General features: G+C 57.0%; 6 protein-coding genes, 2 tRNA genes and 2 rRNA genes. 3 read left to right on the forward strand and 7 right to left on the reverse strand.

Annotation, left to right across the window (positions count from 1 at the left end):
* Positions 1–96: 96 nt before the first annotated feature.
* The 3 genes from mksB to mksF are packed head-to-tail and all read left to right on the forward strand — an operon-like array spanning position 97 to position 4,902.
* Positions 97–1,374 (forward strand): Mks condensin complex protein MksB, encoded by a 1,278-nt coding sequence (mksB, locus tag CCX46_RS25705; protein ID WP_175553206.1) that lies wholly within the window; start codon positions 97–99, stop codon positions 1,372–1,374.
* Entirely contained in the window at positions 1,364–2,065 is a 702-nt protein-coding gene (gene mksE / locus CCX46_RS25710) for an Mks condensin complex protein MksE (RefSeq protein ID WP_007912968.1), read from the forward strand. Before mksB ends, mksE begins: the two co-directional genes overlap by 11 nt.
* Positions 2,062–4,902, forward strand: a complete 2,841-nt coding sequence (mksF, locus tag CCX46_RS25715) for an Mks condensin complex protein MksF (RefSeq protein WP_127929784.1) — start codon at positions 2,062–2,064, stop codon at positions 4,900–4,902. Before mksE ends, mksF begins: the two co-directional genes overlap by 4 nt.
* A 218-nt stretch (positions 4,903–5,120) precedes the next feature.
* Here mksF and CCX46_RS25720 read toward each other — a convergent pair whose 3' ends face one another.
* The 7 genes from CCX46_RS25720 to CCX46_RS25750 form a co-directional block, all read right to left on the reverse strand.
* Positions 5,121–7,424 carry a PqiB family protein gene (locus tag CCX46_RS25720; RefSeq protein WP_127929785.1) on the reverse strand — a complete coding sequence of 768 codons (2,304 nt, stop codon included), beginning with the start codon at positions 7,422–7,424 and terminating at the stop codon, positions 5,121–5,123.
* Entirely contained in the window at positions 7,417–8,040 is a 624-nt protein-coding gene (locus CCX46_RS25725; RefSeq protein ID WP_016983584.1) for a paraquat-inducible protein A, read from the reverse strand. Before CCX46_RS25725 ends, CCX46_RS25720 begins: the two co-directional genes overlap by 8 nt.
* Positions 8,027–8,686, reverse strand: a complete 660-nt coding sequence (locus tag CCX46_RS25730) for a paraquat-inducible protein A (RefSeq protein WP_127929786.1) — start codon at positions 8,684–8,686, stop codon at positions 8,027–8,029. The genes CCX46_RS25725 and CCX46_RS25730 overlap by 14 nt, the downstream gene beginning before the upstream one ends.
* 149 nt (positions 8,687–8,835) lie before the next feature.
* Positions 8,836–8,951: ribosomal RNA gene (rrf, locus tag CCX46_RS25735) — 5S ribosomal RNA — on the reverse strand.
* Between the two features lie 153 nt (positions 8,952–9,104).
* A 23S ribosomal RNA gene (locus tag CCX46_RS25740) occupies positions 9,105–11,998 on the reverse strand.
* Between the two features lie 246 nt (positions 11,999–12,244).
* Positions 12,245–12,320 (reverse strand) — tRNA-Ala (locus CCX46_RS25745).
* 30 nt (positions 12,321–12,350) lie between these two features.
* Positions 12,351–12,427: transfer RNA gene (locus CCX46_RS25750), tRNA-Ile, on the reverse strand.
* Positions 12,428–12,447: the final 20 nt, after the last annotated feature.

The following is a 12,447-nucleotide window of genomic DNA, read 5'->3' on the forward strand; positions in this document are numbered from 1 at the left end:
GCGAAAGAAAAACGACAGCCCGTCCCGAGAGTGAATCGCATCGGCCTTGATGCAGTACAATCGCGGCTTTTAATCGTCAACCAGCCGGCCATTCCGATGATCGAACCCAAGCGCGTCTTGCGCGCCCTCGCTGAACACTGGGCACTTCTGGAGCCACTGTGCGAGCACTTCGACCAAGGCACACTGAGCCTCAACGAACTGCGCACGCAACTGGCCGCCCAACAACTGGACAGCACGCCGCAGGACATCACCAGCCTGCTCGACGTGTGGATTCGTCTCGATATTCTGATTCCGGTGGCGAAAAGCCCGAACCGTTTCGAGCTGAACGCACAGATTCACGACTTCCTCGCTTACTTGCGTCGTGAACACCGCTTGGGCCTGTGCCTGGAAATCGAAGCCTATCTGCGTCACCTCGAGCGTCTGGCCGGTTACATCCAGGACGCGTTCGAAGTCCGTGATGGCCACGACCTCGCCCGCCAGTTGCGCCTGCTCGACATGCGTGTGCGCGACGTGCTGAAGAAACTCGACAACGACGAACAGGCGCTGGTGGCCGTCGCTGAACGGGCGAAAACCAGCGACCGGCAGATCCCGCTGCGTCAGCGTTACGCCGAAGTGCTGGCGACGTGGGACGAATACGTCGAGCCGATGATCGATCTGGTGAACGCCGACGGCGCCTTCGAACAAGGCGTGCGCAAGGTCGAAACCGTGCTGCTGAAAATGCTCAGCGAACAGCAACGCCTTGGCCATCTGGTTGACGACGACATGCTCCTGCGCACCCACGCGCGCATCCTCGAAATGCAGACCAGCGCCCAACTGACTTTGCGTCATGCCCGCGAACTGCTGCTGCCGCTGCGTGAAGAAGCGCGCCGGCACAACGCCGTGACCCGTGGCGCCGCGTTGGCTTTGGCAGCGATTCGCCGCAAAGGCATCGACGCCGTGCCGCAAGCCGCAATGCCGCTGTTCACCCGTCCGCAAAGCACCTTCCTCGGCAGCGCCAGTCAGGTCGAAGCCTACGTCTATGCCTTGGCGCGTTTCGAGCCGAAACCGGCGCGCTTCCCCAAGGCGCACAAGACCCAGAAAGGCGAAGCCCCGCGTGCTCCGCGCACCGTGCGCGAGATGGTCGACCGTTGCGAAGAAGCCCTGCCGATGCCGGATCTGATGACCTGGCTGCTGGAGCAGGAACCGGACGGCGCCACCGACGAATTGCTTTATTGGTTCTCGCGCCTGTCGCGGGAAAAACGCTTCAAGCGCGAGCGTCTGGAACGCCGCGAATACCACACTCACGAGCATCAGGTCAGCCTGCGCTCCTTCGCCCTGCTCTCGGCCAGCGATAACGCCGCCGAGAATTCTGCGAGCATCCCCAATGCATCTTGATCTTTCCGAACTGTCGCAACTCGCGCCGATCTTCCGCGAGCTGTTCAAGGGTTACCACGTCAGCCGCCGCGACCCGGAGCTGTACGCGCAACTGTCGAACTTCCAGGATCAATACCGCACGCTGTTCAAGGCCCTGGGCTTTGAACTGGTCTGCGATACCCGTGGTTTCTACTACTTTGTGCCGGACATGGCCGCCGCGGCGGTGAACAAGACTGCCCAGCGTCTGGCGCTGTTCACCTTCATCCTCGTCGAGCATCTGGCCGATCAGGGCCGCGACCCGATCGCCGTGCTCGATGGCGGCAGCCTCGGCCGCGAAGAGCTGCCATCGCTGCTGGAGAAATACCGCGACCTGTTCATTCAGGCCGAAGTGCAGACCGTTGAAGAGCTCGAAGAAAAGATCATGCGCCGCATGACTCAGCTCGGCTTTGCCAGCGAAGAAAACGGCGTGTACCGCTTCCTGCCGCCGATGCACCGTTTCCTCGACGTGTGCCTGTCAGTGCAGCAAGACCGCGATCTGGCGGCCAGCGTACACAGCGTTCTGCCGCTGCCGGCACCGGTGCTGATCGACGAAGCCGCCGAAGCCAAATTCCTCGAAACCGACGACCCGCTCGATCTTTCAGAGTTTGAAGAAGAGAGCGAAGAAGACGCACTGGCCCGCGCCATTGCCGAAGAACAGGAGTCCGACGCATGAGCCAGGAACGCTACGGCATCCGCCGCTTTGCCCTTTTGAACACCGCCGGTTACAGCCTCGGCCTGTTCCCGCTGGAAGAACCGTTGTCGGTTTACGGCGCGAACAACCTCGGTAAATCGGCGTCGATCAACGCCTTGCAGTTCCCGATTCTGGCGCGCATGTCGGACATGAGTTTCGGCAAGTACAGCCTCGAACAGTCGCGGCGTTTCTACTTCGCTTCCGACACCAGCTACATCCTCGTCGAAGTGAACCTGCCCCATGGCCCGCACGTGATCGGCGTGGTCGGTCGCGGCCCGGGCGGTGGTTTCGGTCACCAGTTCTTTGCCTACGCCGGCAAGCTTGATCTGGCGCATTACCAGAAGAACGACACCTGCCTGCGCCAGAAAGAGCTGTTCAGCAACCTTGAGAAAGAAGGCCTGAAAGCTTACGAACTCAAGCCGGATGAATTGCGTCGCTTGCTGGTGGGCGGTCATACGTCGATTCCGCTCGACCTGACGCTGATCCCGCTGCGCTCCACCAGCGAACAGAGCCTGAAGACCTTCCGCGCGTTGTTCATCAACCTGCTGCACATGCGCGAAATCACCGCGGCCAAACTCAAGCAGTTGTTCCTCGATGCCTTCGAGCACAGCCTGCGTTCCGGTAGCGTCGATTACATCGCCGCGTGTGAAGAAGCCTTCCGCGATGTGCGGCGCATGGAACAGGACTACAACTCGCTGGTCGCGGCCGGCCCGCTGGTTGAGGCCTTGGCCAATGGCGTGAAACAGCGCGACGTGCTGCGCGGCAAACTGCATCGCCTGTCGCCGCTGCTCGACTCGTTGCTCGGCACCTGGTCGGACTACGCCAGTGCGCGCAAGGAAGAGCTGACTATTCAGGCCGACCACTACCGTGGCGAGCAGGACAGTCTGCAAAACGATCAACGCGGTGGCACCCAGGAACTGATGCGTCTGGAGCGGGAAATTTCCGGCATCCAGCGCTGGCTCGGTGAGCTGTCGGTGTTGAAGAATCGCTTCGCGCTGGTCGATGACGTCAAAGTGCTCGAGCAACAATTGCTCGCGGCCAAGGACGCTCACGACGAACTGGCCGGTGCCCTGGCGCAATCCCGCCAGTTCAGTGCGGAAGATCTGGAAGAGCGCGTGCGCGATCTGGAAAAACGCCTGAAGTCGGTGAAGCAGCAACTCGATCACGCCGACAACAACAGCTACGCCCGCCTGCGCGAAGAGTTCTCGCAGCAGGATGTCGAGCGTCTGATGCGTCTGTTCAACAGCGCCCTGTTCAGCCTGCCGCTGGGTGAACACGGCATCACCCTCGACGACGATGGCGAGTGGGTCAAATCGGTCGAGCTGATCCTTGATGGTTTCAAAGGCGAGCGCTTCGAAGTGCCGGGCCTGTCCATCGACATCTCGCACATCGAGCCACCGGCGCTGCAAGCCTTGGCTGACCGCGCGGCATTGCGCGATCAGAAAGAGCGTCTGGAAAAAGAACTCAAGCAACTGAAAACCCAGCAGGCCGTGGCCGCCGACCGCGCCGCGAGCAAGACCCAGACCGAAGCGCTGTACCAGCAAGTGCTGGACGCGCAGAAAGCCCTGGAAGATTTCCGCCGCACGCAGACTTTGAGCGCTGAAGAAAGCGACAAACTCGAACAACTGGCGCAGATGGAAGGCGCGCAGGACGAACTCAAGCGCTCCAGCGATGCCTTCACCGAGCGCGTCCAGCAACTGTCGGCCAAGCTGCAACTGGTCGGCCGGCAGATCGCCGATATGGAAGCCAAGCAACGCACCCTCGACGATGCGCTGCGCCGTCGTCAGCTGTTGCCGGCGGATCTGCCATTCGGTACGCCGTTCATGGATCCGGTCGACGACTCGATGGACAACCTGCTACCGCTGCTCAACGACTACCAGGACAGCTGGCAAGGTCTGCTGCGCGCCGATGGCCAGATCGAAGCGCTGTACGCGCAGGTGCGCCTCAAAGGCGTGGCCAAGTTCGACAGCGAAGACGACATGGAGCGCCGCCTGTCGTTGCTGATCAACGCTTATGCGCACCGCACCGATGAAGCGCTGACGCTGGGCAAGGCCCGTCGTGCGGCGGTCACCGACATCGCCCGGACCCTGCGCAACATTCGCAGCGACTACGACAGCCTCGAGCATCAACTGGCGCTGTTCAACCGCGAGATCAACAAGCGTCAGGTGTCCAACCTGCAGAGCTTCCGCATCGTCCTCGCGCCGAACAAAGAAGCCCTCAAGCACATCGACCAGATCATCCACAGCGCCGGTCAGTACGAAGAAGGCGAAACCCTGTCGGTGTTCGACCTCAGCCAAAGTGCCGAACAGGACAACAAGAACGAAGAGGCCAAGGAATACCTGGCGCGGCTGGTGGCGGCAAACCACAACCAGCTCGGTCTCAAGGACTTGTTCGAACTGGCGTTCGAGATCACCAAGGTCAACGGTCAGCCGGTGATCCACACCGACATCGATGGCGCGGCGTCCAACGGTACGACGATGACCATCAAGGCGCTGACCAACATGTATTTGTTGCTGCACTTGATGGATCGCGATCAGGCCGGCCGCGTGCGTCTGCCGTACTACCTCGATGAGGCGGCGGACATCGACGAGAAGAACCAGGCCGCGCTGCTGGAAACCAGTCTGCAACTGGGCTTCGTGCCGATTCTGGCGAGTGTGAAGCCGCAGGTCTGCGCCAGTGTCGCGATCGACCTGGAAGGCGGCAGTGGCCCGGCGGGGATCTACATTGATGAGGCGGACTGGAAGTACATCCGTCGCCATGATGTGGTGAAGGCAACGCTGAATGTCGAGGCGGATGAACCGGAGCTGGATGCGGTTTGATCGGCTTTAGCTGAAGGCAATAAAAAGGGCCGCGATCTGTTTGGATCGCGGCCCTTTTTTATGGCTTGGGGTTTGTGCTGATTTTGCGGGCCCTATCGCGAGCAGGCTCACTCCCACAGGGATTAGCGTCGAACACAATTTTTGTGTACACCGCTCATCCACTGTGGGAGCGAGCCTGCTCGCGAAGGCGTCCTTTCAGACGCCGAATAATCTGGAGTTTATTTACCGAGGGAAATCTTCGGCGCCCACGTCAGCCACTCATCCTCAAACTTGTCGAACAACGGAAACGTCTGCTCAGCCCGCGCCGGGTTACCCATGCGCTCGCCATCCGGCGTAGCAAAAGCAATCCCGCCCTGAATCGCCGTCTCCAGCGACTCGGTGCGCACCGTCAGCCCGTTGAACAAACCGATATCGAAACCGACACCGCTGGTGTTCCAGAAGCGGCTGCCGCTACGTACCAGTGGCGCGTATTTCGGCTCGATCAAAATGTGCACCAACACGCGATCAGCGGTCTGGCCCAGTTCATAACCGGTGACCTTACCCACAGTAATTTCGCGGTAGGTGACTGGCACACCCGGCTTCAGCGAACCACGACGGGCAGCGCTCAGTACCAGACTCAGACCCGCCTCTTGCTTGGTGACTTCCGGCGCACTGGCCAGGGCAACGAAGTTTTTCTGCGGGCCGAGGTTCTTCGCCGCCGGCTGCACTTCGATGTACTGCCCGGTCACGAGGGTTTCCAGATTGGCAGTCTTGATCAGGCCGAGCTCCGGTTTGACCACCCAGAATTGACTGCCGACTCGGGCGATCTTCTCCGGCACTTCAGTGATGCGCGCCGTGAGGATCACCGATTGCAGATCGTCAGTCAGATCAACACTTTCAATCTTGCCGACATCCAGGCCCTTGAAGCGCACTGGGGTGCCACTACGCAGACCATCAGCGCGATCGACTTTGATCGTCACCACCGCGCCTTTCTGATTCGCCTCATCATGGTTGGCGAACAGGCGGAAACGCGGAATACGTTTCTGCAGCGGCGCCTTCGCTTGCGGTGTCTCGAAGGCGATACCACCGGCCATCAGGGTCTGCAGCGACTCACTCTTGACCTGAATGCCACCGGTCAGTCCGCCGGTCAACGTGATGCCACTGACATTCCAAAAGCGCGTCGAGGCGTTGACCAGGTTTTCGTATTCCTTATCGATGTGCACGCCAATGACCAATTGCTTCTTGGTCTTGGAGAACTGATAGCTCTGCACCGAACCGACCTTGACCTGTTTGTACAGAATTGGACTGCCGACATCGATCGAGCCGAGGACATCGGTGAACAGCACCAGGTGCAAGCCCGGTGAGCGCAGATCCAGCGGCGGCGCCTTTGGCCGGGCCTCGAATTCGCGTTTCGGTGCCGCACCTTTGTCGCCCGGGCGTACGGCGATGTAGTTACCTTTCACCAAGGCTTCCAGACCGGTGATCCCAGCCAGAGAAATCGACGGTTTAACTACCCAGAACTGCGTGCCATCGACCAGATAGTCCTCAGCCAATGGATCGAGAGTGAGCTCGGCTGTAGCACTGTTCAGGTCAGGATCAACCTTCAGCGCCTTCATGTTGCCGACCTGAATGCCTTTGTACATCACCGGTGTGCGGCCGGCCTGCAGTCCTTCGAAGTCGCTGAGTTTGACCTTTACGCGGATCCCGGCAGCGGCAGCGTCGAAGTCCTCATAGAGACGGAACGGCAGGCTAGGATCGGTCGGCGGGCTGTCTTTGCGGTTTTCCGGTGTGGCGAAGGCGATACCACCCGCGACGATGCTGGCCAGCGATTCGCTGCGTACTTTCACGCCGGACAGGTTGGCGTCGATGCTGATGCCGCTGGCGTTCCAGAAACGCGTGTGTTTGCGCACCAGTTTGGCGTAGGTCGGCTCGATGAAGACTTTGAGCTCAACGGTACTTTGGTCTTCCGAGAGCACGTAGCTTTTGATCTGGCCAACCTTGATTTGCTTGTAGAACACCGGGCTGCCGCGGTCCAAAGAGCCGAGACGATCCGCCTTGATGGTCAGGTGCAGACCGGGTTTGGCATCAGACAGCGGCGGCTCTTCGGCCAGCGCTTTGAACTTGCGCACCGGCTCGCCTTCGCCGGGACTGATGGCCACGTAGTTACCCGAAACCAGGGTTTCCAGACCGGTAATACCGGCCAGGGTCACACTCGGTTTGACCAGCCAGAAGCGCGTGCTGGTTTTGAGGTATTGCTCGACGTCTTTATTCATCTCGACGGTGGCAATCACGCCTTTGGAGTTGCCCTCATCGTCGAGCTTGAGCGCCTTGACCTTACCGACCGACATGCCTTTGTACATGACCTCGGTCTTGTTGGCCTGAATGCCTTCACCGCTTTCAAAGCGGATCTGAATTTCGATACCGGTTTCGGAATAGGCACGCCAGCCGAGCCAGCCGCCGATGATCAGCGCGATCAGGGGCAGTACCCAAATGGCAGACCAGTTCGAAGCCGGTCGGGTTTTCGCTACGGGCAAATCAGTCATGGTCGTCGTCCGACTCCGTGTTATCCCAAATCAGTCGGGGATCGAAAGTTACTGCGGCGAGCATCGTCAGAATCACCACACTGGCGAAGGCGATGGCACCAAGATTGGCTTCGACACTGGCAAGCCGGCCGAAGTTGACGACCGCCACGAGAATGGCGATCACAAAAATATCGAGCATCGACCAGCGGCCGATGAACTCGATGAAGCGGTACATCCAGATGCGCTGACGAGCCGACAATGGCTGACGTCGTTGCACCGAAAACAACAGCAGTGCGATGCCGACCAGTTTGAAGGTGGGCACCAGAATACTGGCGATAAACACCACGGCCGCGATCGGAATCATGCCGTGCTGCACCAACTGGATCACGCCGGACATGATTGTGCTCGGATCACCCTGACCCAAGGAGCTGACCGTCATGATCGGCAAGACATTGGCCGGAATATAGATGATTGCTGCCGTGATCAGCAGTGCCCAGGTGCGCACGAGGCTGTTCGGACGGCGAGCGTGAACCAGCGCACCGCAGCGGGTGCAGGTTTGCTCGTCGGTATCCGCTTCCTGTTTGTTCAATTCGTGGCATTCGGTACACACCAGAATGCCCGCATCAATCGCCCGCATGAGCGTCCTCTCCTGATAACGCCTGCCAGATCTGGTGCGGTGACATCACCACTTCCAGCCAGACCTGCACCAACAACAGACCGATGAAACACACCAAGCCCAGACCTACGGTAATGGCGGCCATGTCCGCCAGTTTGACGATCGCCACCAGTACGCCCATGAGGTAGACCTCGAGCATTCCCCAGTCTTTGAGGTGGTGATAAATGCGATAGAGCAGCAAGCCGTAGCTGCGTCCGACATTGAAGCGAATCGTCAGCAAAACGAATAACTGGCACAGCAACTTGAGCAGCGGTATGGCCATGCTGCACAGGAAGACGACGATCGAAACGCCCTGCATGTCGGTGTTGAACAGGCCGAGCACGCCACTCCAGACCGTATCCTGCGAAGACTGCCCGAGGATATTGAGCTGCATGATGGGTAAAAAGTTTGCCGGGATGTACAACAGCAATGCCGCAATCACCAAGGCAAGGCTGCGCTGCACCACGTTATGGCGGTGGGCGTACAACTCGTAACCGCAGCGTGGGCAGAGGGCTTTTTCGCCATGGGCAAGTTTTGGCTTGCGCATCAGCAGGTCGCACTCATGACAGGCCACCAAGTCTTCCAGCGGTAAATCTGACAGCCCGGGGGCGTCAACCGACTCTGACATAAAGGCTCTGGCTCCGAATAAGGTGGGGCTATTCTAGTGTTCTGATTCGAAAATAACTGTGCAAATTTGTTCGCTGTCGCGAGCAAAAAACTTTCCTGCGGGCAAAACAAAACCCCAACTGCTTTCGCAATTGGGGTTTCGGAATTTAATCTTGACGATGACCTACTCTCACATGGGGAAACCCCACACTACCATCGGCGATGCATCGTTTCACTGCTGAGTTCGGGATGGGATCAGGTGGTTCCAACGCTCTATGGTCGTCAAGAAATTCGGGTACTGAGTCGTGGCCTTGTGGCCTCGCTTCAGCAAATTGGGTATGTGACAGCTTTCGGTGTTTTTTGTGAGATTCGAACTTTCGGTTCGTTTCGTCTTCACACACCGCAATCTGGCCTTTCGACGCAAATTGCTTGGGTGTTATATGGTCAAGCCTCACGGGCAATTAGTATTGGTTAGCTCAACGCCTCACAGCGCTTACACACCCAACCTATCAACGTCGTAGTCTTCGACGGCCCTTCAGGGAACTCAAGGTTCCAGTGAGATCTCATCTTGAGGCAAGTTTCCCGCTTAGATGCTTTCAGCGGTTATCTTTCCCGAACATAGCTACCCGGCAATGCCACTGGCGTGACAACCGGAACACCAGAGGTTCGTCCACTCCGGTCCTCTCGTACTAGGAGCAGCCCCTCTCAAATCTCAAACGTCCACGGCAGATAGGGACCGAACTGTCTCACGACGTTCTAAACCCAGCTCGCGTACCACTTTAAATGGCGAACAGCCATACCCTTGGGACCGGCTTCAGCCCCAGGATGTGATGAGCCGACATCGAGGTGCCAAACACCGCCGTCGATATGAACTCTTGGGCGGTATCAGCCTGTTATCCCCGGAGTACCTTTTATCCGTTGAGCGATGGCCCTTCCATACAGAACCACCGGATCACTAAGACCTACTTTCGTACCTGCTCGACGTGTCTGTCTCGCAGTCAAGCGCGCTTTTGCCTTTATACTCTACGACCGATTTCCGACCGGTCTGAGCGCACCTTCGTACTCCTCCGTTACTCTTTAGGAGGAGACCGCCCCAGTCAAACTACCCACCATACACTGTCCTCGATCCGGATAACGGACCTGAGTTAGAACCTCAAAGTTGCCAGGGTGGTATTTCAAGGATGGCTCCACGCGAACTGGCGTCCACGCTTCAAAGCCTCCCACCTATCCTACACAAGCAAATTCAAAGTCCAGTGCAAAGCTATAGTAAAGGTTCACGGGGTCTTTCCGTCTAGCCGCGGATACACTGCATCTTCACAGCGATTTCAATTTCACTGAGTCTCGGGTGGAGACAGCGCCGCCATCGTTACGCCATTCGTGCAGGTCGGAACTTACCCGACAAGGAATTTCGCTACCTTAGGACCGTTATAGTTACGGCCGCCGTTTACCGGGGCTTCGATCAAGAGCTTCGCGTTAGCTAACCCCATCAATTAACCTTCCGGCACCGGGCAGGCGTCACACCCTATACGTCCACTTTCGTGTTTGCAGAGTGCTGTGTTTTTAATAAACAGTCGCAGCGGCCTGGTATCTTCGACCGGCATGAGCTTACGGAGCAAGTCCTTCACCCTCACCGGCGCACCTTCTCCCGAAGTTACGGTGCCATTTTGCCTAGTTCCTTCACCCGAGTTCTCTCAAGCGCCTTGGTATTCTCTACCCAACCACCTGTGTCGGTTTGGGGTACGGTTCCTGGTTACCTGAAGCTTAGAAGCTTTTCTTGGAAGCATGGCATCAACCACTTCGTGTTCTAAAAGAACACTCGTCATCAGCTCTCGGCCTTAAGATCCCGGATTTACCTAAGATCTCAGCCTACCACCTTAAACTTGGACAACCAACGCCAAGCTGGCCTAGCCTTCTCCGTCCCTCCATCGCAATAACCAGAAGTACAGGAATATTAACCTGTTTTCCATCGACTACGCTTTTCAGCCTCGCCTTAGGGACCGACTAACCCTGCGTCGATTAACGTTGCGCAGGAAACCTTGGTCTTTCGGCGTGGGTGTTTTTCACACCCATTGTCGTTACTCATGTCAGCATTCGCACTTCTGATACCTCCAGCAAGCTTCTCAACTCACCTTCACAGGCTTACAGAACGCTCCTCTACCGCATCACCCGAAGGTGATACCCGTAGCTTCGGTGTATGGTTTGAGCCCCGTTACATCTTCCGCGCAGGCCGACTCGACTAGTGAGCTATTACGCTTTCTTTAAAGGGTGGCTGCTTCTAAGCCAACCTCCTAGCTGTCTAAGCCTTCCCACATCGTTTCCCACTTAACCATAACTTTGGGACCTTAGCTGACGGTCTGGGTTGTTTCCCTTTTCACGACGGACGTTAGCACCCGCCGTGTGTCTCCCATGCTCGGCACTTGTAGGTATTCGGAGTTTGCATCGGTTTGGTAAGTCGGGATGACCCCCTAGCCGAAACAGTGCTCTACCCCCTACAGTGATACATGAGGCGCTACCTAAATAGCTTTCGAGGAGAACCAGCTATCTCCGAGCTTGATTAGCCTTTCACTCCGATCCACAGGTCATCCGCTAACTTTTCAACGGTAGTCGGTTCGGTCCTCCAGTTAGTGTTACCCAACCTTCAACCTGCCCATGGATAGATCGCCCGGTTTCGGGTCTATTCCCAGCGACTAGACGCCCTATTAAGACTCGCTTTCGCTACGCCTCCCCTATTCGGTTAAGCTCGCCACTGAAAATAAGTCGCTGACCCATTATACAAAAGGTACGCAGTCACAGAACAAAGTCTGCTCCCACTGCTTGTACGCATACGGTTTCAGGATCTATTTCACTCCCCTCTCCGGGGTTCTTTTCGCCTTTCCCTCACGGTACTAGTTCACTATCGGTCAGTCAGTAGTATTTAGCCTTGGAGGATGGTCCCCCCATATTCAGACAAAGTTTCTCGTGCTCCGTCCTACTCGATTTCATGACTAAGAGATTTTCGCGTACAGGGCTATCACCCACTATGGCCGCACTTTCCAGAGCGTTCCGCTAATCTCAAAGCCACTTAAGGGCTAGTCCCCGTTCGCTCGCCACTACTAAGGGAATCTCGGTTGATTTCTTTTCCTCAGGGTACTTAGATGTTTCAGTTCCCCTGGTTCGCCTCTTGCACCTATGTATTCAGTACAAGATAACCATCTTATGATGGCTGGGTTCCCCCATTCAGACATCTCCGGATCAAAGTCTGTTTGCCGACTCCCCGAAGCTTTTCGCAGGCTACCACGTCTTTCATCGCCTCTGACTGCCAAGGCATCCACCGTATGCGCTTCTTCACTTGACCATATAACCCCAAGCAATCTGGTTATACTGTGAAGACGACATTCGCCGAAAATTCGAATTTCTCAACTAAGAGAACTCACAAATTTTACCTTAGCCTGATCCGTTACCAGTGAAAGTAACGTTCAGTCTATCTTTCTATCACATACCCAAATTTTTAAAGAACGAACTAGTCAAAGACTAGAAATCAACATTCACCATCACCACGATGGAATGCTCATTTCTAAGCTTTATACAAGAGAAGCAGTAGTGGTGGAGCCAAGCGGGATCGAACCGCTGACCTCCTGCGTGCAAGGCAGGCGCTCTCCCAGCTGAGCTATGGCCCCGTATTTCTACAGGCGTTTCCCACACAAAATTGGTGGGTCTGGGCAGATTCGAACTGCCGACCTCACCCTTATCAGGGGTGCGCTCTAACCAACTGAGCTACAGACCCAATTTCGGGCTGCTTCTTTC

It is taken from the genome of Pseudomonas sp. RU47 (assembly GCF_004011755.1).
Classification (GTDB): domain Bacteria; phylum Pseudomonadota; class Gammaproteobacteria; order Pseudomonadales; family Pseudomonadaceae; genus Aquipseudomonas.